The 22,923-nt window shown below is 60.2% G+C and carries 26 protein-coding genes, 1 tRNA gene, 1 rRNA gene and 1 pseudogene; 24 read left to right on the top strand and 5 right to left on the bottom strand.

The annotated features are described in order from the left end of the window. Positions 1–188 precede the first annotated feature (188 nt). Positions 189–971, top strand: a complete 783-nt coding sequence (locus ACIOTL_RS16485) for an SDR family oxidoreductase (protein ID WP_388024931.1) — start codon at positions 189–191, stop codon at positions 969–971. Between the two features lie 144 nt (positions 972–1,115). After that, a 5S ribosomal RNA gene (gene rrf / locus ACIOTL_RS16480) occupies positions 1,116–1,232 on the top strand. Between the two features lie 128 nt (positions 1,233–1,360). Here rrf and ACIOTL_RS16475 read toward each other — a convergent pair. The 3 genes from ACIOTL_RS16475 to ACIOTL_RS16465 all read right to left on the bottom strand — a co-directional run bounded on the left by ACIOTL_RS16475 (position 1,361) and on the right by ACIOTL_RS16465 (position 4,778). Beyond that, on the bottom strand, positions 1,361–2,428 hold the full coding sequence (locus ACIOTL_RS16475; RefSeq protein ID WP_105659109.1) for an ABC transporter ATP-binding protein: 1,068 nt from the start codon (positions 2,426–2,428) through the stop codon (positions 1,361–1,363). 65 nt (positions 2,429–2,493) lie between these two features. Next, positions 2,494–3,273: a trehalose-phosphatase gene (gene otsB, locus ACIOTL_RS16470; RefSeq protein ID WP_400343728.1), complete on the bottom strand. Its 780-nt coding sequence runs from the start codon at positions 3,271–3,273 to the stop codon at positions 2,494–2,496. 41 nt (positions 3,274–3,314) lie between these two features. Further along, positions 3,315–4,778, bottom strand: a complete 1,464-nt coding sequence (locus ACIOTL_RS16465; protein WP_388024933.1) for a trehalose-6-phosphate synthase — start codon at positions 4,776–4,778, stop codon at positions 3,315–3,317. Between the two features lie 400 nt (positions 4,779–5,178). On the opposite strand from ACIOTL_RS16465, the gene ACIOTL_RS16460 reads away from it, so the two are divergent. Both ACIOTL_RS16460 and ACIOTL_RS16455 read left to right on the top strand, forming a co-directional pair. Continuing rightward, positions 5,179–6,045: a thioredoxin domain-containing protein gene (locus ACIOTL_RS16460; protein ID WP_105659112.1), complete on the top strand. Its 867-nt coding sequence runs from the start codon at positions 5,179–5,181 to the stop codon at positions 6,043–6,045. Positions 6,046–6,216: 171 nt separating this feature from the next. Next, positions 6,217–6,293, top strand: a tRNA-Thr gene (locus ACIOTL_RS16455). Positions 6,294–6,345: 52 nt separating this feature from the next. Here ACIOTL_RS16455 and ACIOTL_RS16450 read toward each other — a convergent pair. Further along, positions 6,346–6,537: pseudogene (locus tag ACIOTL_RS16450) on the bottom strand (helix-turn-helix domain-containing protein); the annotation flags it as partial. A gap of 350 nt (positions 6,538–6,887) precedes the next feature. Between ACIOTL_RS16450 and ACIOTL_RS16445 the strand changes: the two are divergent. From ACIOTL_RS16445 to ACIOTL_RS16355, 19 genes are all read left to right on the top strand, one after another. Then, the gene (locus tag ACIOTL_RS16445) at positions 6,888–7,073 is read left to right on the top strand and encodes a MerR family DNA-binding transcriptional regulator (RefSeq protein WP_400343724.1); all 186 of its coding nucleotides are present in this window, start codon (positions 6,888–6,890) and stop codon (positions 7,071–7,073) included. Next, positions 7,070–7,381, top strand: coding sequence for a hypothetical protein (locus ACIOTL_RS16440; protein WP_400343721.1), 312 nt, complete (start codon positions 7,070–7,072; stop codon positions 7,379–7,381). Before ACIOTL_RS16445 ends, ACIOTL_RS16440 begins: the two co-directional genes overlap by 4 nt. After that, positions 7,381–8,280 (top strand): helix-turn-helix domain-containing protein, encoded by a 900-nt coding sequence (locus ACIOTL_RS16435; RefSeq protein WP_400343718.1) that lies wholly within the window; start codon positions 7,381–7,383, stop codon positions 8,278–8,280. The genes ACIOTL_RS16440 and ACIOTL_RS16435 overlap by 1 nt, the downstream gene beginning before the upstream one ends. Positions 8,281–8,644: 364 nt before the next feature. After that, complete coding sequence (locus ACIOTL_RS16430) at positions 8,645–9,004, top strand: hypothetical protein (protein ID WP_400343715.1); 360 nt, start codon at positions 8,645–8,647, stop codon at positions 9,002–9,004. Between the two features lie 346 nt (positions 9,005–9,350). Then, entirely contained in the window at positions 9,351–9,545 is a 195-nt protein-coding gene (locus tag ACIOTL_RS16425; RefSeq protein ID WP_400343712.1) for a hypothetical protein, read from the top strand. Beyond that, a complete protein-coding gene (locus ACIOTL_RS16420) occupies positions 9,538–11,082 on the top strand; it encodes a hypothetical protein (RefSeq protein ID WP_400343709.1) in 1,545 nt (514 codons plus the stop codon). The genes ACIOTL_RS16425 and ACIOTL_RS16420 overlap by 8 nt, the downstream gene beginning before the upstream one ends. 86 nt (positions 11,083–11,168) lie before the next feature. Beyond that, a complete protein-coding gene (locus tag ACIOTL_RS16415) occupies positions 11,169–12,236 on the top strand; it encodes a phage portal protein (protein ID WP_400343707.1) in 1,068 nt (355 codons plus the stop codon). Beyond that, positions 12,229–13,776, top strand: coding sequence for an HK97 family phage prohead protease (locus ACIOTL_RS16410; protein WP_400343704.1), 1,548 nt, complete (start codon positions 12,229–12,231; stop codon positions 13,774–13,776). The genes ACIOTL_RS16415 and ACIOTL_RS16410 overlap by 8 nt, the downstream gene beginning before the upstream one ends. A 14-nt stretch (positions 13,777–13,790) precedes the next feature. Next, positions 13,791–13,976, top strand: coding sequence for a hypothetical protein (locus ACIOTL_RS16405; protein ID WP_400343701.1), 186 nt, complete (start codon positions 13,791–13,793; stop codon positions 13,974–13,976). A gap of 4 nt (positions 13,977–13,980) precedes the next feature. Continuing rightward, positions 13,981–14,337, top strand: coding sequence for a hypothetical protein (locus tag ACIOTL_RS16400; RefSeq protein WP_400343699.1), 357 nt, complete (start codon positions 13,981–13,983; stop codon positions 14,335–14,337). Further along, on the top strand, positions 14,337–14,735 hold the full coding sequence (locus ACIOTL_RS16395) for a hypothetical protein (RefSeq protein ID WP_400343696.1): 399 nt from the start codon (positions 14,337–14,339) through the stop codon (positions 14,733–14,735). Before ACIOTL_RS16400 ends, ACIOTL_RS16395 begins: the two co-directional genes overlap by 1 nt. Further along, the gene (locus ACIOTL_RS16390; RefSeq protein WP_400343693.1) at positions 14,732–15,136 is read left to right on the top strand and encodes a hypothetical protein; all 405 of its coding nucleotides are present in this window, start codon (positions 14,732–14,734) and stop codon (positions 15,134–15,136) included. The genes ACIOTL_RS16395 and ACIOTL_RS16390 overlap by 4 nt, the downstream gene beginning before the upstream one ends. Positions 15,137–15,138: 2 nt before the next feature. Continuing rightward, positions 15,139–15,660 (top strand): hypothetical protein, encoded by a 522-nt coding sequence (locus ACIOTL_RS16385; protein ID WP_400343691.1) that lies wholly within the window; start codon positions 15,139–15,141, stop codon positions 15,658–15,660. Between the two features lie 4 nt (positions 15,661–15,664). After that, complete coding sequence (locus ACIOTL_RS16380; protein ID WP_400343688.1) at positions 15,665–17,707, top strand: hypothetical protein; 2,043 nt, start codon at positions 15,665–15,667, stop codon at positions 17,705–17,707. A 2-nt stretch (positions 17,708–17,709) separates the two neighbouring features. Continuing rightward, positions 17,710–18,366, top strand: a complete 657-nt coding sequence (locus ACIOTL_RS16375; RefSeq protein WP_400343686.1) for a hypothetical protein — start codon at positions 17,710–17,712, stop codon at positions 18,364–18,366. Then, a complete protein-coding gene (locus ACIOTL_RS16370; RefSeq protein WP_400343684.1) occupies positions 18,367–19,482 on the top strand; it encodes a hypothetical protein in 1,116 nt (371 codons plus the stop codon). Between the two features lie 18 nt (positions 19,483–19,500). After that, on the top strand, positions 19,501–20,328 hold the full coding sequence (locus ACIOTL_RS16365; RefSeq protein ID WP_400343682.1) for a M23 family metallopeptidase: 828 nt from the start codon (positions 19,501–19,503) through the stop codon (positions 20,326–20,328). Positions 20,329–20,342: 14 nt separating this feature from the next. Beyond that, a complete protein-coding gene (locus ACIOTL_RS16360) occupies positions 20,343–20,570 on the top strand; it encodes a hypothetical protein (protein WP_400343679.1) in 228 nt (75 codons plus the stop codon). Beyond that, positions 20,557–20,754, top strand: a complete 198-nt coding sequence (locus tag ACIOTL_RS16355) for a hypothetical protein (protein ID WP_400343677.1) — start codon at positions 20,557–20,559, stop codon at positions 20,752–20,754. Before ACIOTL_RS16360 ends, ACIOTL_RS16355 begins: the two co-directional genes overlap by 14 nt. A gap of 49 nt (positions 20,755–20,803) precedes the next feature. On the opposite strand, the gene ACIOTL_RS16350 is transcribed toward ACIOTL_RS16355, so the two are convergent. After that, on the bottom strand, positions 20,804–21,631 hold the full coding sequence (locus ACIOTL_RS16350; protein WP_400343675.1) for a tyrosine-type recombinase/integrase: 828 nt from the start codon (positions 21,629–21,631) through the stop codon (positions 20,804–20,806). A gap of 259 nt (positions 21,632–21,890) precedes the next feature. On the opposite strand from ACIOTL_RS16350, the gene ACIOTL_RS16345 reads away from it, so the two are divergent. Further along, the gene (locus ACIOTL_RS16345; RefSeq protein ID WP_400343672.1) at positions 21,891–22,841 is read left to right on the top strand and encodes a DUF808 domain-containing protein; all 951 of its coding nucleotides are present in this window, start codon (positions 21,891–21,893) and stop codon (positions 22,839–22,841) included. Positions 22,842–22,923 lie beyond the last annotated feature (82 nt).

Genomic DNA, 22,923 nt, shown 5'->3' with positions numbered 1-22,923 from the left:
GCTACGGCGCGTTCACGAACTTCGGCAGGGTATTTCTTGGGCATGGTTGCTATCTTTCTCTCGAAAGACAGCGGCATCAAATCAGGGACGGTTCAAAATGGGCATAGTGTGGGATGTGAGCGAGGCTGCGACTGACTCATCGACGGTGACTCGACTCGTCTTCCAATTGCGAAAGAGGGAAACCGAACGTGAGAACTTATGTCGTTACTGGCGCTGCTTCCGGTATTGGCGCGGCCACTGCAGAATTGATTCGAGAACGTGGGCACAAGGTCATTGGAGTTGATCTACGCGATGCCGAGGTCACTGCTGACCTATCGACGCAGGCGGGCCGGCTAAGCGCCATCAGCCAGACCCTAGAGCATTCCGAAGGCAAGATTGACGCGGTCATCGCGGCCGCAGGCATCTCGGCTCCTAAGGCGATTACCGTCTCGGTAAACTACTTCGGCGTAACCAGGTATCTGGAAGGCCTGCTGCCTGCATTGGGACTCTCGCAGTCACCACGCGTGGCCGTGGTTTCCTCGATGGCCTCGATCCAGCAGAATTCCGCTGAACTCGTTGATGCGTTGCTTGCAGGCGACGAGGAAGCAGCCCTGGCCATTGGTGCAGCCTTGGAAGCCGCTGGCCCGCGATCCGGTTACCTGAATTACCCGTCCTCCAAGCGTGCGCTGAGCCGCTGGGTTCGCCGCGAGTGCATCTCGGAGAAGTGGGCCGGCGCAGGGATCCCATTGAACGCTGTGGCTCCTGGCACCGTGATCACCAACATGACTCGGGACCTATTGGCGACAGAAGAAGGCAAATCGATGGTTGACCAGAATGTGCCGATGCCATTGAACTACCACTCTGAAGCCGTGGTAATTGCCAAGCTACTGCTGTGGCTAACGAGTGCAGAAAATACTCACGTCACCGGGCAAACGATTTACTGCGATGGCGGTGCCGAGGCTACGTTCCGCGGGGACGATATCTGGAGCTAGCCCAATTAGCCGGGTATGGCGAAGGACACTATTGGTAACGCGTTCTGAAGTGGCGCATCCACTGCGTGCTTGATATAGTTATGGAGTTGTCGCAATCGCGAATGACACCGTAGTTTTCCCATGGCTAGCCATGAGGTATAGAGTTACGGCGATCATAGCGTGGGGGAAACGCCCAGATCCATACCGAACCTGGAAGCTAAGACCCACAGCGCCGATGGTACTGCACTCGGGAGGGTGTGGGAGAGTAGGTCATCGCCGGGCATAATTTGCCGAAGGCCCCGAACTTTTGTTCGGGGCCTTCGATGTTTAACCGGACTCTCGCGCAGCGGACTTAAAGCCAATGGCGGCTTGGAGTTCAATTTCCAAGCCGCCATTGGCGCTAGCCAGTATTAGGCGTTGTCCAAGCGCAGACCGCTTTCCGTATCAAACAGGTGCGCGTGCTGCAGATTTGGTGCAATATTGATGCGCTGTCCACGTGCGGGAGGCGTACGGCCGTCAACACGAACCACGACTATCTGAGTTTCGCCGCCTAGCTCTGCCGAACCGTAGATGTAGGCATCTGCGCCGAGCTCTTCAACAACGTCGACAACAATCTCCACACCTTCGCCGGCACCGACAATCTCGATGTCCTCTGGACGGAAGCCCAAGGTGACTCCACCCTGTGCCCCAGGCGCATCGATAACAGCTGAACCGAAAGCAACCTGTCCATTGGCAGACTGCAACTGCACCAGGTTCATGGCAGGGGACCCGATGAAGCCTGCGACGAAGACATTGCGTGGGCGATCGTAGAGCTCACGAGGAGTGCCTACCTGCTGCAACTCGCCGTCCTTGAGTACGGCAACGCGGTCACCCATAGTCAAGGCTTCCACCTGGTCGTGGGTCACGTACACGGTCGTGACACCGAGTCGGCGGGTCAGCGACGCAATCTGGGTACGGGTCTGCACGCGCAGCTTTGCATCGAGGTTGGACAGCGGCTCGTCCATCAAGAACACCTGGGGTGAACGAACGATGGCGCGACCCATGGCCACACGCTGACGCTGGCCGCCAGACAAGGCCTTGGGCTTGCGGTCCAAGTACTTCTCCAGATCGAGAAGCTTGGCTGCTTCCAGCACGCGCTTCTTGCGTTCCTCCTTGTCGACGCCGGCGATCTTCAAGGCAAAGCCCATATTCTCGGCAACGGTCATGTGGGGGTACAGCGCGTAGTTCTGGAAGACCATGGCGATGTCGCGGTCCTTAGGCGGAACGTTGGTCACATCCTTATCGCCAATGAGAATACGACCGGAGTTTACTTCTTCCAAGCCCGCGAGCATGCGCAGGGTGGTGGACTTGCCGCAACCCGACGGGCCGACCAGGACAAGGAATTCTCCATCTTGGATTTCCAAGTCGATAGCGTCGACGGAAGGCACAAGTGCGCCCGGGTAGATGCGGGTGGCCTTTTCAAAGGTCACAGTTGCCATGATGACAATCCTTTCACGGGCAGGTACGTGCCCGACGATCCGTAGTGAAAGTGAGTTGGGACACTTCAGTGTCGCATGGAAATCAGACTTTTCAAAAGGTGTGGTAATTCACTTGGCGAAAGGATATTATGCGCGGCCGCAGTTGGTCCAGGTCCCACCTTGATGCCCAGATCCGCTGCGCCAAGAACCTTGAATCCGTTCTCGTCGGTCACGTCATCACCGACAAAAAGGACCGCTTGGACGTCGAGTACTTCACGCAACCACTGCAGGCTCTGGCCCTTATCGCCGTGATGCACGGTGGCCTCTAGCACCGCTTTGCCTTCAAGCAGTTTGATGCCGTCCAAATCACGTAGCGCCTGCCGCGCCTGTGCCAGGGCCTTGGCGGCAACTTCAGGTGTTGCCTGGCGGACGTGCAGGACCGTGGCCGACGGTTTGTACTCCACGCTGGCGTTCGCGTGCATCGCAGCAACTCGTTCCAGGCGCTTGGTAATTTGCCCGAGCAGCTCGGACTGCCTAGCGGTCAGCGGCTCATCGTGCCAGATCGCGCCCAGCTGTGGCGGAACCAAGCGCTCGGCACCGTGCGAACCAATGCGAATCTCTGGACGAGGTTCAGGATAGACCTCGCTCAAGGACTGCAGGTTACGCCCCGACACCACCGCGGTGTATACCCCGGGACTGGAAGCCAGCTGCTCGAAGGCAGCAGCAGACTCTTCCAGCGGCCGGGCCTCTTGGGGCCGGTCAACCAGCGGGGACATCGTTCCATCAAAGTCCAAAGCAACTAGTACCCGCTGATGGGCAGCAAAATCAGCGAGCGCGGCCTGCAGGGCAGGGTCAAGGTCAGGCAATGGTATTCCTCATCGGAGATCAGGATTCCTGTCGGAATCTTCTAGCGAACGATTTCGTGCACGGAGGTGGCCGCGTTGATCTCGGCCAGCTCGGCTAGGAAATCCTCGGACCACTTCGAGACGTCGTTGAGCGCCAAGTGGCGGTTCATGCGTTTCATCCGGCGTTCCTGCTCTGCCTCATTCATCTGAACCGCTTCAACGATCTTGGCCTTCATCCCGTCGATGTCGTGCGGGTTGACCAGGACAGCCTGGGTCAGCTGATCGGCAGCGCCGGTGTACTCCGAGAGCACCAGTACGCCGCGACCATCCTGGTGCGCAGCGACGAACTCCTTGGCCACCAGATTCATCCCATCGCGCAGGGCCGTGACCAGCAGGACATCGGCTGCCAGATACATGGCGATCATTTCGCGCAGCGGATAGGACTGGTGCAGGTAGCGCAGGGTGGTGTGGCTCAGGGTGTCATGCTGGCCGGTGATCTGCCCGACCATGAGCTCGACCTGGTCACGCAGCTCGATGTAGCTGTCCACATTTTCCCGGCTGGGGCTGGCTACCTGGATCAGGCAGACATCACCGGCGCGCAGAGTCTGGTCGGAGAGGAGCTCGCCATAGGCCTTCAGGCGGTGGCGAATGCCCTTGGTGTAGTCCAAGCGGTCCACGCCCAGCATGATGGTTTTCGGATTGCCCAGCTCATGGCGGATCTGGGCGGCACGGGCAATGATTTGCGGATCGCGCGCGAGCTTGGCGATTTGCTCGGTATCGATGGAAATTGGATGCGCATTGGCGCGGCAGAGATTCTGCATGTCGTTACCGGCTGGGGGCGAAGCCACATCCCCCTTGGTGGAGTAGTCGGTGAACCGGCGCAAGCAGCGCAGGAAATTGCTCGCATCGGTTTCGCGCTGGAACCCGACCAAGTCCGCGCCGACCAGTCCCTGCAAGATCTGGGTGCGCCAGGGCAGCTGCGAAAACAGGCTGGCCGCCGGGAACGGTATGTGCAGGAAGAAGCCGATTTTCAGATCGGGTCGCGCCAGCCGCAGCATCTGCGGAACCAGCTGCAGCTGGTAGTCGTGGACCCACACGGTAGCGTTCGGGGCCGCGATTTCCAGTACGGCATCGGCGAATCGCTGGTTGATCCTCTTGTAGCGGTCCCACCAGGTGCGGTGGTACTCCGGTGGCACGATGACGTCGTGGTAGAGCGGCCAAAGCGTCGAGTTGGAGAAGCCCTCGTAGTAGAGGGTCAGGTCATCCTCATCCAGGGGGACCGGAACCAGATGGATGTCGTCCTTGTCGAAGCTCTCCAGCTTCTCGCCGATACCGCCATGCCAGCCTACCCAGGCACCTTCGGACGCAGCCATGACCGGTTCCAAGGCGGTAACCAGACCGCCGGGCGAACGCTGGAATCCTTGCGATCCGTCAGGGTTGGTGATGCGGTCCACCGGAAGGCGGTTGGCTACAACCACAAAATCGTAGGAATTTTCGGTCTTTGTACTCGGCGCTGGGGTACCCACTGCAAACCTCCTGGTTTGTTCAATCTGGTTCACCGGCGTGGTGCAGATTCGTCGGTTCTGAGTGAATGACATCTCGTCAAATTTCCTCGCTCTTGCTATTTAGCCTAGTGAAAACTGACTGCTAAGGGAACGAAGGGACGGATTTCTCCGTCATATGGGCTACTTCTGCGCATGTGCCGCGTGGTCAGCAAAGAACCGGCAGCAAAGAAACGATATCCGCCGATGACTTGGTTTAACGCTCAACTTAAGGTTTTCGAAGCACTTTGGGTGCTGTATGCGAAAGATATGTGAGTCCTGTGAAGGTGGGGGAATCTTGAGTTTTCAAGGATATTGGCGCTCGGAGTTGGCTAAGCTTGACTCCAGATGATAGTTGTCCGCTGACCAAGGAACCGCCAAATTTATGTCTACAAATAACCCGCGCCCATCGAAGGCAGAGCGAACCGCGAGTGCCCGAGAGAAGGCGGCGCAGATGCGTGCCGCTCAAGATGCCGCTCAGAAGCGCAAGTCGCTTTTCGTGAAGCTGGGCGTATTGGCCGCAGTCATTGTGGTCATCGCACTGGTAGTTACCTTGATCGTGCAGAACAACAACGCAAAGGTGGCAGACTCCGGCGCCGTGCCGCAGGGCGCTACCGCAGCCGGTGGCATCATGGTCACCTCGCCGGACACTGTCGCAGAGAAGTCCATCGAGAATGTGGATATCAAGACGCTCGAAGCACCTGCCGAGGCGCCATCGCCTGCTACCCCACGCGACCTGACGGTGGCTGAAAAGGGCGAACCGATCAACATCGCCATGTACGTTGACGCCAACTGCGTTCACTGTGCAGACTTCGAGGCTACCTACGGGGACCAGATCGAGGAATGGCTGGCCAACGGCGACGTCACCGTTGAATACCGCAACGTCGGCTACCTTGACCGTGGTTCAGCAACTAACTTCTCCTCGCGCGGCGCCAACGCATTGGCTTGCGTCGCCGACGAAAGCCCAGAAGCCTACATGGGCTTCGTCAAGGCGCTGTGGGGCCACTACCCAGAGGGCGAGATGAAGAACGCCGAGCTGGCCGATCTGGCGATCCAGAATGGCGCTGCGCAGTCCGTTGAAAGCTGCATCGCAGATGACAAGTTCCGTCCATTCGTCCAGTACACCACTACTGCCGGCCAGTACGATGGCGTGGCTGGCACCCCATCGATCTTCGTCCAGGGCAAGGTAGTCGATCTGGCAAAGGAAGACTTCCCAACCGCAGTGAAGGAAGCAATCGCTGCCAACAAGTAAGTCGAACCGGTAGCCTCTGGACAATTGTTCGGGATCCGGTAGTATCCTTATTGATCTCGCACCCCGACCGATGGGAAGGAAGCCAATGCTGGCTTCCTTCCCATCGGCATTTAACTCGGAGCATCGCCAATTCGCAGTGCCGCAGGGTTTTCGGATATTCTTATTCGGTACGCCCCCTTAGCTCAGCTGGCCAGAGCGTCTGTCTTGTAAACTGAAGGTCACCGGTTCGAATCCGGTAGGGGGCTCCACTCTTTCACCCTCGCCTACGGGCGGGGGTGTTTCGTTTAACTGGCCGGTTAGCAGCCACTCGGCAGGAACCCCGGTAATTAGGGCAATTTGGCGCACCTTAGCAAGCGACGGCTCGACGGCATCATTAACCCACCGGCTCACGGTTAGGCGCTTCACTCCCATTTTCTCGGCTAGATCCTGGGCTTTCATGTCCGATGCATGAAGCGCTTTCCTAATGCGGTCACCGAGTGTGAACCGCAACATTTCATTGTGTATTGGTTGTGTGCTCATGCATCAAAATATACGCGCGGTGTCACTTTCATGCAATAAGTGATACATAGAAACATCTCACAGTCACGAAATGATAACTTGCATCATTTGTTGCGATCCGGTAAAACTTAGATCATGCAAACATGCAATGTATCTTTAGAGCCTCGATTGATATCACCTGGTGATCTAATCGGCGCTAGCACCGTAGCTGAGATCCTGGGCATTAGCCGCACTCAAGTAGTTCGCCGTGTGCAAACCGGCGCGTTGCTGGCTTTCGCCAAGCTGGACACCTCACGCGGGGCTTATGTATTCGATCGCAACGACATTCAAGCCGAGGCCAAGAAATGACCGGGCCTCGTTATGTCACGATCTCCCAAGCGGCCGCCATGGTGCGCCGATCTATCGACACCATCCGCCGCTGGGATAAGTCCGAGCTGCTCCCGAACACTCGCCGAGGGCCGGGCGGCCGCCGCCTGATCTATACGGCGGATCTCGATAAGGTCATGGCCCACAAGGGGGCGACCGTATGAGCCTCGTGTTTGCTCTCGCTGCGGATCTCCACCGCGAGATCCAAGCCGCCTATCGTGCGCAGATCGAAAACGACTTTCGCGCCGCCGATGATGCTTGCCATGGCTACCTGCTGAACAAGATGGGCAAGGCCCTCGATCTCGACGCTTTCAGCCTCTTTACTGGCTCCGAAACCCGAGCTTACAAGTATGCCGCCCCCGAGCTCGTGAAGCACTGGGCCGAGCGCGGCCGACTCACTCGCGCCGCTTTCGAAGCGCAATACCTCGCCGCCCTCGGCGAAACCATGGCACTCGTGGAGAGGAACTACTAATGAGCGTTCAAGCTATGACCTGGGCGCTATACGAGGCTCCCGGCATCGACCCGACAGCACGCCTCGTGCTGGCCGTGCTGGCCGATCACGCGCACATGGACGGCACCGCCGCGTTTCCATCGAAGCAAACCATTGCCGACGTCGTGGGGATCGCACCGGGCAACGTAAGGGCGCACCTGCGCAAGCTCGAAGCACAAGGCCTGATCCGCAAGGGCAATCAGCTCCACGTGGAATACATCCGCAAAGACAAGCGGCCTACCGTGTACGACCTCGCAATGAGTGACGGCCAGCGCGTCGCAAATATCGCTAAAAATATCCACCAGAACAAGCTTCCCGGCACTAATCCACGCGGGGGGACGCCAGCGACCCCCCGCAAATCTGTGGATAAAACTGTGAACAAATCGTCCGAAACTGTGGATAAGACTGTGGATGAAAATGTGGACAACTTTGAGCGGGGGTACGCACAGGGCCCTAGCGGGGGTACGCACGGGGGTATGCCAGCGTACCCCAAACCATTAACCCAAAAGATAACCCATGGTGGCGGCGGCGATTACGAGAACTGGGCGACTTGTCACCAGTGCGACGTTGCGAAGCCCGATGACCAGATGACCACGGGCGGTGTCTGCCGCGATTGTGTGATGCACGGGCCAAGCACTGCGGGATCTCCCGGCAAGGCTGCGCTTGATGCAATGCGGGCCGAGCTCAAGGCAAAGCGTGAAGCTAAAGAGCAACGAGAGCGAGCCGAGCAAGCGACGCTACAGGCCAAGCTCAAGGAACGTCGTGCAGGGCTCAACGCTTCACGGCCCACTGACACGGTGCCAACTCAAAAGATGGCCTATGACGGTGAGACATACCGGGGCGGCTCTCATGTCCAACCTGCGGGGGTCTGGGGCCCATGAGCGCACAAGAAACCCTGTTCGACCTCGGAGGCGCTGAGAGCTCCGCTAAGCCACGTAGAAAGCGCTGGGGCGGGAATAGGTCAACCGAAGCGCGCAAGCGCGTGCGGGCCATGCTCCCGGCCCCGTGCCGAAGCTGTGGCGGGATCATCACACCCGAAGATCCCGAGAGCACATGGCACGCGGGCCACGACCAAGACCGAGTAGAGACCGAGGCGCTCGGCCTCCCCGAGGCCGGGGTATTCCCCGAGCACGCAACGTGCAACACCTCGGCAGGTGGCCGGGTAGGGGCCGCAATGACCAACGGCGCGAAGCACGGCACGCCAGCAACACAAGTAACCCACGAGCAACGAGAGAGAGAACCGCAATGGTGGTAACAAACTACGCCCCGCAATTCGGAGAGCTTGACCCGATCCGCCTGGATCTGCCCGTCTTGACCGTGGCACGACTCGAAGATGATCACGCCCGGCATGATGCGTGCTACCCCGTGGACGGCGACGGGCTGGCCCGCCGACAGGCTGAGCTACAGCACCGCCGAGCCGAAGACGCCAGCATGACCACACTGCCCCTCGTGCCCTGGGCACAACATCAGCTAGAGATCGACAAGTGCGGGGCAACGGGGCTTTGGCTCCACTCGTGCCGCATCACCGAGAGCGACGGGGGCACCAAGGTAGCTCTGCCCCTTGGCCCGGTCATTCACTCGTATCGACGGTGGGCAGACCAGTGAGCCAAGAGTATAAAGACCTGCTGATCCTGCTCGGCACCTCGGCCCTGGCCTTGGCCCTCTGCTGGTGGCCTCGTGGCAAGGCCCGCCGATGACGTGCATCTACTTCCCGCCGCCCGGCCTCGGCCCCTTGGCCCCGGCCTTGGCCGCCGTGCTCTCGGCTTGGTGCTGGCTCAACACTTGGCTGTGAAGTTCCCCGGCTCGGCCGCCCGGCTCCGGCCCGCTAGCTCGGCCGCTCGGCAAGCCGCTCGCAATAATTTTTTGCGAGCGGCATCAAAGCCCACGTTTACCGTCCGCTCCCATTTTCTGCGTAGATTCACGCACTGACTAGCAATTAGGAAAAACTGACATGGCAATGAACACCTATTCCGAGACCTCTTTCACCTGCGATATTCCCTGGTGTGAAGCGCGTAGTGACGGCGCGGCCGACGAGGCAGCGGCCCGCGTTCAAGCTGCCGCCGAGGGCTGGATCTCACAGCCGGGCCTCGACCTCTGCGCCAAGCATCACGCGGTCATGGTGGGGGAGATCTCTAGAGATGCGTAGCGACTTCCTGGAGGTGTCGCCGCCTCGGTACTGCTCGCCGATCCCCGAGGGCACCGACCTGAGCAACGCCGAGCGCGGGGCCGAGCTGCAACGGCTGCCACTGACCCCGCAAGGCCGCATTGTTGCGGGCGTGCTGGAATCGAAGCGGCCGAGCGGGCTGCCTAGTCACCGCTCTGTGGTGGTAGAAATCCCGCGCCGTGCGACTAAGACCACCTCGATACAAAATGTGCTCCTGGGCCGCTGCGTGAATATCCCCGGCTATTTCGTGATCTCCACCGCGCAGGATGGAACCCGCGCTAGTGAGTTCATGGCGGATCTCATGGACTTGCTCGAAACTCACGCCGAGGAAATCACCGACGAGCATAACGCCGAGATCGAGGCGGCCTGGACTGACCCCGATAAAGATCCACCGTTGGAAGATCCGAAAAAGTGGGGGCTCCTACAGCTCGGGATCAAGCAGCTTTACCGCTCGCAAGGCCGAGAACAAATCAAATTCAGCAACGGTTCAAAGTGGAAATCTGTGCCGCCTGAGCCCTCGAAACTGCGTGGCAAGGGCGTCCGCGCTCTCTGGATGGACGAGGGCGGGGAGCTCGACCCGGACGAGGGGCCGAAACTGCTGGGCGGTGCGCTCCCGGTGCTGGACACCTCGCCCGATGCGCAATTCATCATCTCGGGTACGCCCGGCGAAGAACGGCGCGGCTCATTCTGGGAATACCTCACCAAGGGCCGGGAAGATGAAGAAAACCGTGGCATCGTGGATTACTGCGCCGATGACCTCGCCGACCCCGAGGACGAGGGCGAGTGGATGCGGAATCATCCCGGCCTCGCGTGCGGGCTCACGAGCATCGAGATTATCCGCGAGCGTTTCCATGACATGGATCTCGCCGAGTTCAAGCGAGAGTACATGTGTATCTGGCCCGTGGACGCCAAGAGCACTGCCCTGGATCTGCGCAAGTGGGAGGTCACCGGCCGAGATCCGAGGATCGAACCGCCCGCGCTCACCTGGGCTATGGGTTTCGACGTTGACCCGGCCGGGAAAAGTGGCGCTGTGGCCACGGCCTGGATTGACGAGCACAACGCGCCACACGTTCAAATTATGCGGCACCGTTCGGGCGGTGTCTCGTGGATGAATGAATATATAACCCGTGGATTATTAAAGTTCCCCCGTGTCAAGCTTGGGTATGACAGCATCGGGCAGAATGTGGCTATGGCCGATGACCTGCGGGCCAAGCCTCGCATCCGCTCGAAGCAAGTCCAAGCGCTCACCATGAAAGATGCGGGATCGGGAACCGCGCTGATCTCGCGCGGCGTGGACAACATGAGTATCTGGCATGGAACGCATCCGATACTTGATAAGCAAATCAGCACGGCGACATGGCGCGAATCCGGCTCTACGATGCTCTTTCGAGCCTCGGCCGGGGAGATCACTTGCTTACGCGCTGCGCTGGCCGCGCTCGCCCTGGTGAACAAGGAACGCCGCCCGGCGACCCCACAGCCCGCCGATGCGGTACGCACCTCCCGAGTCCGAACGTTCTAGGCGGATGCCTAGCAATGCATAGGCATTGCTAGGCAAAAACCCGAAAAACTAGGCGATGGCCAGCGCCAACGGGTTAGCTGTGAGGCATGGGAATCGCTAATTTGTTCCGCAAGTCGGGGCCGGTCTACAACGCTACAACGGGCGTTTCATCGGGCTACACCTCGATATCTTCCCCCTGGGCAAATTCCGCCCGCCTCGCCGTCGTGCAGACCCCCGAAGCGATTGGAGAGGGGCTCGTCACCCTGGGCGAAGCCATGAAAGTTCCGCCCGTAGCTCGCGGCCTCGGCCTCGTTACCACCGTGGGGGCCTCTTTCGATCTGGTCACCGATACCGGGGCCGGTGGCCCGGTGTGGCTCGATAGCACTTTCGGGGCGATCACCGCCCGGCATCGAACCGCTTTCACATTCCAAGATCTCATGATGACCGGGGCCTCCTGCTGGTGGATCTCACAGCGCGGGGATGACGGTTACCCCTTGGAGCTTGAACGGATCCCCCGAGAGCTGTGGTCACTGGATGAAGCATTCAACGTGCAGACCATCGACGGTACGACCCTCGACCCGCGCCGCGTCGTTTATATACCGGCCTTGGTTCCTGGTGGTTTCCTCGAATACGGGGCCGACTCGGTACGCGAATACGTGTATCTCGGCAAGCAGATCCGCAACCGCGCCCGCGTCGGCAAGCCGCTGCTGAATCTTCACATCGCGGATCAATACGAGCCGACCGATGAAGAACTAGACCAAGTGGCCGATGAATGGGCCGAGGCACGCCAAGCGCCCAACGGTGCTTTTGCGTTCACGCCTTGGTGGCTCGACGTCAAGGAACTGGGCAGCGACGAGGTAAGCCCGCTAGCCGACGCCCGAAACGAGGTGCGCCTGGACGTCGCTAACTTCCTGAACATCAACGCCGCGCTACTTGACGGCAACAACGGCACGAGTGACACCTACTCGAACACGCTGCAGAACATGAATGAGTTCCTAGTCCTGACCATGGGCGCATTCATTACCGCCGTTGAGCAACGCCTAAGCCAAGATGACGTGACGCCGCCGGGCATGAAGATCCGCTATGACACGGCCGGTTTCGATCAAGCCGAGGACGCCAAGGGCAACGCCGGGGCCGCCGTATCCACTCCACACGTAGGGGCAAACAATGAGTAATACAATCAAGCTTTCATCCGAGGGTAGCCTGACCCTGGCCATAGCGCCCGAACCGGCAACCGTGGACATGGAGCGCCGCACCGTCAAGGGCAAAATTGCCGCTTACAACAAGACCTCAACCACGGCCCGTATCCGCCTCGCCGCTGGATCGCTCCGCCCCCGCATGCCATTGCGCGGCGTCAAGATGCTGATCGAACACGACATGAAAAAGAGCGTCGGATACATGCTCTCGTATGATCCCGACACCCTAGAGGCCGAGTTCAAAATCCCCGAGGGCCCCGAGGGTGACGAGGCGCTCAAGAAAGCCGCCGACGGAACCCGCGACGGCCTGAGCATCGGCGTGCACCCCGAGGCCGTCACCGCCCTGGAAAACGGCGACCGGCAACTCGATGACGGCGAACTGTACGAGGTATCACTCGTGGCCGTACCTGACTTTGCAGATGCCCGCGTGCAATCTGTGACCGCCTCGGTCAACGCAACTGACCGACCAACCGAAAAGGAAAAGACCATGGATCTAGACGAAAAGACCCCCGCCCCGGCCGGTTTCGGCGGCATCACGCTCGGCGCTCTGCTGGAGCACGGCCCGGACGCTTTCAAGACGGCGGGCAACGGCCCGGCGCTCAAGGGTTTCCCCACCGGCAAGGAGGGTGTCAAGCTGGGCGCGGTCGAATCGTTCCGCGCCGACCTGAGCTCGAAGAAATCTCTGAGCCTCGCCCTTGACCCCATTATCCAGTCCGACGTGTACGACGCCACGAGCGTACCGCAGTTTGTCGGAGAGCTCTGGGCCGGCCGGGCCTACGTGGAACGTTTCGCGCCACTGACCACCGCCCGCACCTTGACCTCGCAGAAAATCGAGGGCTGGGGCTGGGAGGCCGGTTTCACCCCGGACGTAGGCGATTACGAGGGCAACCTGACCGAGGTTCCTACCAATGAAGTCAAGGCCAAGCCGGTAAGCAAGACCGCCGCCCGCCTCGCCTCGGGCCACAAGGTAGACCGTATTCACGTCGATATGCCTAACGGCGGTTTCTGGGAATCGTTCTACCGCGAGCGGGCGAAGAACTACGCCCGCAAGCGTGATGCCAAGGTACTCGCACACATGCGAACCGCTGGCAACCACACCGCCAAGACCGTAGCGCTTGGTGTCGATGACCCATGGGCCAAGCTGGTACGCGGCGCACTCTGGGTACTCGAGGTGGGCGTACCCCAGTGGGCGATCCTCGGGGCCGACGAGTGGGAGAAACTCGCGTTGACCGTGGACTCCGACAAGCTCGCCTATCTTAATGCCTCCCTGGGCCTTGAGGCCGGGCAGCTTGCAGACTTCAAGTTAGTGCCCGCTCCGATCTCCGACACGGCCAGCAATGGCCGCGTGACCGTGGGCGTCAACGAAGCGACCGAGTTCTACGAATTGCCGGGCGGCCCGATCCGTGTTGACGCGCTCGACGTGAGCAATGGCGGCGTTGACGCGGGGCTGTTCGGTTACTACGGCCTCTTGACCACCGACGCCCGAGGCGTCGTGGACGTCACCACGGCAACCGCCTAAAGGAGGTGTGAAGCATGCCTAAAAGCAACCAGACCAACGCTCTAGACCAGTTGGCGACGGAGATCAAGGCGCAAAACACGCTGCTCTCTGGAATCGTTATCAAGCTGGATCTCGCCCTTGAGCTGCTGGGAGATCCCACCGAGGACGCGCTAGGCAACGATCCCACCGAGGACGTGCCACCGCTCGATCTAGGCGACTAGTCCAATGGCTCTGACCATCGGATATGTCACCTATGACGAGGCTGTGACTAGCGGAACGCTGTATGTCCAATGGCAAGACGCGCTAGACCTCCCTGACGAGCTCTTGCAAGAGATGCTCTGGGCCGGTTACGACGCGGTGCAGCCTATGGCCCCGGCCTCGATGCAAGTCGCGCCAATCTCCGAGGATGACGCCCGCAAGCTCTTTCGGGCGCAAGTGCTCTTAGCCCGCTCGGCCCTGGCCCGCATGCGGCCGAGCGAGCAAGGGGGCGGCGACGAGTTCCAACTACAGGATCTCTCCCGCCGCCTATGGCTCGAAGCGCGAACCCTGCTGAGGCCCCGCCGAATGAAAGGAATCCGCTAGTGAGTGGCGACAGCGTACGAAGCCAAATAGCCGACCGGCTGAAAGAGTTCCTCCCTGATTACGTGATCGACGATTACCCTGCAGATCCTGACCAAGTGCTCCGAGGCCGCCCCTATGTGGACGTCTACGGAACGGAGATCACGGGGCTGGGAGAAAACCAACTCGCACACACCGTAACGATCAACGTTATGGCCGTGGCTGGCACCCCGGCCCTGACCGAGGACGCCCTGGAAACAGCGCGGGATAACGTGCTCATCGTGCTCACCCAACACATGCCCGGTGTGTTCCCGCAACGCGCCGAGCGTCAAACATTCCTTGAGAACACCTATAGCGGTTACGGAATCACTGTGACCGCTTACAGTTCCAACGCATACAAGAAAGCTGAGGTTACACCATGATTAGTCCATTCATCAAAGAGGCCCACGTGGTCATTGACGGCGTGCAGTACCGTGACGAGGTAAGCAACGTTACTTTCACGCCGACCACCGCGAACCAGTCGTGGAATCCGCTCTCGGGCAACTCGGTAAGTACCGCGCAGGTGACCGCGTGGAACGTGGCATTCACCTACGGGCAGGACTACGACACCGCCGACTCGCTGGCCAGCTACGTTCAAGCCAACCAAGGCCAGCCCTGCGATATCCAGTTTGTTCCCACCGACGGATCTACCAAGGCATGGGCTACCACGATCTCCGCCCTTATGCCGGGCAACATCGGCGGCGCTGCGGGCGTGGCCGAAGCGACAAGCACGAGCCCCTGCGTCAAGCCGGTGCACGAGGCTTACACCCCGCCAGTGGGCTAACCATGGGCTCTCTCTTTCAAGTGCGGGCCGCTGACTTGGCCGAGCTGCGGGGCATCATCCTGGCAACCAAGGCCGCGCCGCGCGAGGTGCGCAACGCAATCAATCGAGAGATGCGAGCCAACCTCAACCCAATTTGGAGAGAGTCCATCAAAGCGAAAATGGCCGGGCTCCCCGACGTGGATCGAACGATCCTCGGCAAGGGGGCCCGCGTCAAGGCGGGCAATTCTGCGCAACTTATCGCCGGTAACAGCACTAAGGCGCTCTCGGGGGGCCTCGTGCCTAACCGCTGGGCCAAGTCCTGGGAGTTTGGCACGTATGACCGCGAGAAGAAAAAAACCTACACGCGCCGCAACCGCCGCAACTCGGGCACCCACACCGTGAGCCGACGCACGCGCCGCCAGCTCCCCGCCCTGGCCCGCCAAGGGCATGCAATTTGGCCAAGCGCCGCCGAGTCAATCCCGCGAGTGATCTCGCTACAGGTGCAAACCGTCGTGAGAGCACTCAATGAGATGTTAGGAAACTGAGCCGATGGCCGTAAAAATCAGCCTCACCTCTGACGCCTCCGAGGTGATCCGAGACGCTGGGAACGTAGGCGACGCACTACGCGACGTCGCCGACGAGCTAGAGCGCACCGGCAACGCCGGGCAGGGTGTGGGCGACGAAATCAGCCAAGGCATGCGCGAGGGTGAACGCGCCGCCGATGGGCTGAAATCCGAGCTCAAGGACACCGAGCGGGCCCTGGACAACACCGGGGATACCGGCAAGGACGTAGGCCGAGGTATCGAAGCGGGCATGCGTGACGGTGAACGCGCCGCCGATGGGCTGAAATCCGAGCTCAAGGACACCGAGCGATCCCTAGAGAAAACCGGGGATGCTGGCAAGGATCTCGGCCGCGACCTTGAAAAAGGGCTGAAAGACGGTGAGAAAGCCGCTGACAAATTCGAGGATCAAGTACGCGACGCACTCCGCAAGGCCGCCGATCATGCGGATAGCTCCGGCAAGAAAATCGGCGACACCACTAAAAAGGGTTTCGACCGTGCGGGCGAGGGGGCCGAAGAATTTCGGGATGAAGCCGACAGCGTGGCGCGTGAAGCGGCAACGAGTTTCGACGGCTCGGCCGAGTCAATCGCTGACGTTTTCCGAGATCTCGCGGCCAACGCTTTCGCCGGTTTCGGCCCGGCCGGTGTTATCGCGGGCGTGGCAATCGCTGCGGGCATCGGCATCGGCATTAAAGCCGCCGAGGACTTGGCCGAGGAAAACGACGAAGCGGGCGAAGCGGTGGCAGCCCTGGCCGAAGAGTATTACGAGCTCGGCGGGCGGATAGACCGCGTGGATCTCGCCGGGAAAATCCGCGAGTTCAATAACACCGTGAACGAGGATAACCCCTGGACTTTCTGGAAAAACGAGGCAGAAACCAACCTCGAGAAATACACGCGGTTACTCGAAGATGCGGGCGTAGATACCGATACTGTGATGCGCGGCATGGCGGGCAGCATGGACGATGCAGAACAAGCATCAGACCTGCTCGATAAGCGCATAGCCGAGCTCACCGAAACAATCCAAGAGGGCACGCACTACACCGCCGACGGTATCCCGATCCGAAGCGAGGACGCCCGCGCGGCGCTCAAGCAACGAGACGCCCTAGGCGAAGCAAAAGAAGAAGTAGATAAGAACCGTGAAGCCCAAGAGCGAGCCCAAACGCAAGCCGAGGGCAACACGCGGGCAACCAAGGATCTTACCGGGGCCATTGTTGACCAGATCGAAGCCCTGGACGAGCTCGCCGGGGAGAATCAAAGCTCCCTTGAGGCCAACCTGGATTGGAAAGAAACGGTGGCCGAGGCCACCAAGACGATCAAGGAAAACGGCAAGTCGCTCGATGCGAACACCGAGAAAGGCCGCGACAATCAGCGGGCCTTGATCGACATAGCCGAGGCCGCACGAGACAAGGCGGCCGCCGATGCTGCGGCCGGGGAATCCTCCGAATCACTGGCCCGCGATATGCAGGTAGCCCGCGATAAATTCGTGGATACCGCGCTCGCTGCGGGGGCCTCGGCCGAAGAAGCGCGACAGCTCGCCGATGACCTCGGGCTGATACCCCACGAGGTGGACACCGATATCACGGCCGACAGCAAAGAAGCCCGCCGTGAGATCAAGGAGGTGGAGGGCCTCCGCCCCTGGGTAGAGGTCGAAGTGACCGGCGACAACGAGCCCGCCAAACGAGAGATCAAGCGGCTGGACGGCTCACGGGTAGAAGTCGATGCGGATGCCCGCACCGGCCGGGCCCGCGACAGCATCGACTCGCTCAACGGGCGCAACGTCAACGCCAACGCGGGCGCACGCATCCAAGACGGCCGCAACGATATCGACAAGCTCAACGGGCGCAAAGTCTACGCCGACGCCGGGGCGCGAACCTGGGATGCGAGAGATGATATCGACTCGCTCAACGGGCGCAACGTCAATGTGAACATCGGGGCCCGCACCGGCAACGCACAACACGCAATCAACATGCTCAATGGACAAAACATCTATGTCGATGTTTACGAACGCTTCGGCGGAAAGTACAGGGTCTAACCATGGCAACACTGACAGTAACCAAGGGCAATATCATCGGCTCGGCCCGGCTAGAGTTCGCCCTCGCGGCCGGTGAAGTAGTCCTAGGGATCACGCGGCGTGAGGTCAAGCGGGATACCACCTACCGGGCAATCGCGGTGAATAGCTCTTATCCGATCTCGGCTAGCGGGAACGTTTACGACTATTCCCCGGCCTACGGCGTGAACATGTACCGGGCGACGATCAGCAACGGCACGACCACGACAACGATCACGGGAGAGTTCACCATGGACTTTACCGGGCTCATGGTCACCAACGAGGGCAGTAACCTCCGCGCGGTCAACGTCGCCGCCCTGCTCAAGTACAGCCGCACCATGAACCATCTCCACGTCGTGCATCAGATCCCTTACCGCTCGGGCCCGCCCCTGGTCAAGTACATGCCCGGCGACTCCCGGCCCGCGTCGGCTGAAATCCTGATCGGCTCGCCCGAGGGCGGCCTGGGCGACTTTGAGGACAAGCTCAACGGCCTGGGCGCTCTGGTGATCCGCCGCCCGAGCCTCTCACAGCCTGACATCATCGCGGCGGTCATGTCCTACGTACTGGATCACGCCGAACCCGATCCGATGAACCAAGACGCCACGCAATGGATCGCCAAGCTGACACTCGCCGAGGTGGTCTAAGTGGCGCTGACAACCTCCGAGAAGCTGGCCCACCGCGACAACGGCGGGCAAATCGTCTATAAGTGTTCGGGATACCTCGCCGGGGTTACTTATCAAGCGGACGCGATGCCCCTGCTCGGGATGAACCTCGTAGAAGATATGCATTTCGAGACGCGCGGGCAGGTGGATATACGCCTTGCCGGGAAGATCCCGGCCTCGCCCTATTCCGCGGATTACGTGACGATCACCGCCGAATATGTGGCCATCGGCGGCGCTGTAGTGGATACCGAGGCGCTGGGCCGGTACTACGTGCGCAACCAGAAATACGATGACTTGTCGGATACGACAATTCTGCGGCTCTTTACCGCTGATTGTTTCCTGACCGATGAAAAGTTTCTAAAGGATGACCATAACGGCTCGGGCTGGACTTATAAATCCTGGATCGAGTTCATCATCACGCGTGGCGGGATCTCGGGGGTATCGCTGACGCCGATCTATGAAACCTCGATCCCCGAAACCGCTATGCCAGTTGACGCCCGGCGCGGTCTGTTCGGCACGAGCTACGCAACGCACGTTGACAACCTCTTGCAGCGGTTCGACGCGAAATACTACGTCAACCGCAACGGCCAAGGCGTCATAGCGCCCCGCAAGGAATCGGGCGTGTCCAACGTGATTAGCTCGACTTACATCAATCCTGGGGCCAAGCGACTCGTGAAAGATATTTCCATCGAGGCCGACCGCGAACGGTGGTATAACGAAGTCGCTTTGCGCTACTGGTGGAGCAACGGCGATACAAGTTACCAAGTGTTCGGCTGTGCTCGCGTGGCCTCCGGCGACATGCACTCAAGCAACGCGGGTAACAAGCAATACATCGAAGAAATCAGCGGCGGCCCGACCCTGGCAGAAGCACAGGCGGCAGCGGTGAACATGCTCAAGGCGCTCACGCGCCGTGCTGAACTGCTCCTAATCAAGGCTGTGGGCATGCCCTGGATCAAGGTAGGCGACCGGCTGACCTATGACGGCCGCACTTGGCTTATCGCCAAAATCCAGATGGATCTCATTACCGACGAGATCGACATACAGGCCGAGCTCTACACCGATCCCGCCCCCGTGGAATCTTTCACCCCGCAATGGTAAACAGATAGGAAATCCAACATGTCAAGCATGGTAAGCCCACTAGAGGGCCGGGCAACCTCTGGATTCAAGACACGCGCCCGCCCCGATCACGCCGGGCAGGATATCGCACCACAGCGCCGAGGGGCCGCCGCCGCCGTCCGCGCCATGTTCGCCGGTACGGTGATCGACGTAGAGCGGGGCCAAGACCCCGGCGACCGGGATACGGGCATCCATCCTGGGCGCACTGGCAACGGCATCCGCATCCGCAACACCGGCAAGGGATCTAGCGGTGATCGAGAGATCCAGCTCTATAACCACGTTTACCCCTCGGTGAATGTGGGCGACGTGGTGGCCGCTGGTGACGTGATCGGCCGCCTGGATGACTCCGGCAACCAGACCGGGCGGCACTTGCACCTTGAAACCTGGGATGCTAACGGGAATCTTTACGACCCGGTGAAGTGCTTCAAGAAATACGGGATCAAGGTAGGCGCCAAACCCGACGTGGACAACGCCGCCCCCGAGAAAGAAACCGCCCGCCCCGCCGAATATGACCCGGCCGTGAAGAAATACCAAGATCGGCAGATCTATTACCCGAACATGTTGCACGACGGCATCGACGGCCCGCGCAACAAGGCGCATAAAGCATGGGTAGAGGATCTACAGCGCGAGCTGAACAAATGGAAATCCGATCTCCCTGACCTGGTGATCGACGGCGATTACTCCGGGAAAACCGGGGCCAAGGTGCGGGAGATCCAGACCCGCAACAAGAGCGGCGCATATCGCCGCGCCGGGGGCCGCAAGGTGGATCGAATCGCCGGGCCGGTCATGTGCAAAATGCTTGGAATGCGTAAGCATCCATCACTCTAGAGAGGTTAGGAACCATGAGCGAGAAAAGAGTTATCGGCCCCGTGTCCAAGTCCGCTGCGGCGGGCGCTGGTGTCGGTTATGCCGTCGCTGAAATCGTCGTTTGGGGGCTCGCGCAGCCGCCGATGCTTATTGACGCCTCCCCGATTCAAGCTGCCCTAGGCCTCGTGCTCACCGTGCTTGGCGGTTTGCTCGGTGGCAAGATCTCGAAGCCTACAGGGGGCGGGGATCATGTTGCCCGATAACGACGTGGTGGGCGTCCGCTTGCAGCTAGCGGAAATCAAGGGCATGCTCACGCGGGCACACCTGGACTATGACAGGCGGATCGAGGTGCTGGAAAAATCGCAATCCGGCCTTGGTGGGCGCATGGCTCAAATCATCTCGCCGATCATCTCCGGCGCGGCCCTGCTTCTGGTGCTCGTGGCCTAGCTAGGCACGAGAAAGCCCGGCCCCGATTACGGGGCCGGGCCCCTGGGCGTTAAGCTGCTGCGGGGAGCGAGATGTTATTCAACGTGTCACGTTGCCGCTCTGGATCGACTTTTGTGTAAATCTGTGTGCTCTGGATATTCTCGTGTCGCATGAGTTCCTGGACTATGCGAACATCGCCCGACTCGTGCAAGAGGCTCGTGCCGTACCAATGGCGCAACTGGTGAGGCGTGGCGCTAACCCCGGCCCGATCCATGGCCCGCCGTATCGCCGTCGAAACGCTCTGGCCGGTCACATGCCCCGATCCGGTTTGATCCGAGGGATACCAAAAGCCTTGCCGGGGATACGCTAGGGCCACTTCCACGAGATCCGCGTGAATCGGCAAGACGGCCGTTTTACTACCCTTGCCGGTAACCCGTAGCGTCTTGGCGTCAAGGTCGAAATCCTCACCGGCAATCTTGGCTATCTCGTGGACTCTGAGCCCCTGGAGCGCCGCGAGCATGATCTTAGTGCGAGTATGCCAGCGTGAAGCGTGCTCAATGGTCGATCTCAAATCGGCATCAGTGACCGGCCTTGGCAGACTCCGAGGCCGCTTGACGGCCGGGATAGTGCGCAATGGATCATCGACCCGCTGGCCAGTCTTGATTAGCCACGCCGCGAACGAGCGCAAGATGCTGTGATAGCTCGCCTTGGAGCTCGGGGCGACACCCTCGCGGCCGAGGTATCTAATTACGTCGCGGTCTGTGAACGTGAGGGGCTCCGAGTTCGTGAGACTAAAAAAGTGAGACAACGTATATTGACGCTCTCTCACAGTTCGATCCGCCAACCCCGTTCCCCGTTGCCAGGCTGACCAGTCCAATATTATTTCGAGTGATGACATGGTTTAATTTTCAACGAATTAAGCCACGAGTGACAAGGGTCGGTAACGATCACCTTGTAAACTGAAGGTCACCGGTTCGAATCCGGTAGGGGGCTCTGACCTGGTCCTGGACCAGCAACGGGAACCGTGTCCATGAATCTTCGTGGCGCGGTTTCTTTTTTTAGCCCCAGATCATGCCCGAGCCAGCGTCGCGCCTATGGCAGGCTCAAAGATCCCGCCGGTAGAATTTTGCGCAGAACCTATATTTGAGGAGCCGACCATGGCCGGAGGCCTTGCAGCACTATTGGACGACGTGGCGGCGCTGGTGAAAGTCACCGCGGCATCGCTTGATGACATCGCGCTGGGCGCTGGCAAGGCCAGCACCAAATCGCTAGGCGTCGTCATCGACGATGCGGCAGTCACCCCGCAGTACGTGGCCGGGCTCTCGCCCAAGCGCGAGCTTCCAATCATCTGGAAGATCGCCGTTGGGTCTATCCGGAACAAGATGCTGTTCATCCTTCCGGTGGCGCTGATCCTATCGCAGTTCGCTCCATGGGCTCTGACCCCGATCCTGATGATCGGTGGCGCCTATCTGGTTTTCGAAGGCGCCGAGAAGCTGCTTGAGGCGATGGGCGCGATCAAGCACCACGCTCCGGGCGGCAAGGAGGGAGTGCGCGACGAGAAAGCGATCATCGGATCGGCAGTGCGCACAGACCTCGTGCTTTCCGCGGAGATCATGGTCATCTCGCTGAACGAGGTGTCCCACGAGCCATTCTTGAATCGCGCGCTGATCCTGATTGTGATCGCCATCCTGATGACCGTCGTGGTCTATGGCGCCGTGGGCTTGATCGTCAAAATGGACGACATCGGACTGCACATGGCCGCCAAGCCGCGCCAGCTCACGCAGAAGATCGGGCGCGGCCTGGTCAAGGCGATGCCCATCGTGATGTCCATCCTGAGCAAGGTCGGCGTGATCGCGATGCTCTGGGTCGGCGGGCACCTGCTGCTGGTCGGCATGGACGAACTGGGCTGGCACGCACCGTACGGCTTCGTGCACCACGTGGAACTGCTGGTCCACGACGCGACCGGCCAGGCCGGCGCCGTGCTGGGCTGGCTGGTGAACACCGCCTTCTCCTGCCTTGCCGGTTTCATCATGGGTACCGTGATTACCGTCATCATCCTGGGCCTCCAGAAGCTGCGCCACAAGGGCAAAGCCGAAGCAGACCACTAGGAACAGGAATCAGCCAGATGCCCGCGCACGTAGAATAGAGAAGTTGCCGCCCGGACTCGGTCTACCGGTCCAGCCCAACTGT

This window comes from Glutamicibacter sp. NPDC087673 (assembly GCF_044743255.1).
Taxonomy (GTDB): Bacteria; Actinomycetota; Actinomycetes; order Actinomycetales; family Micrococcaceae; genus Glutamicibacter.
Note: the sequence above shows the minus strand (reverse complement) of the source record. Positions and strands in the feature narration are given on the sequence as shown.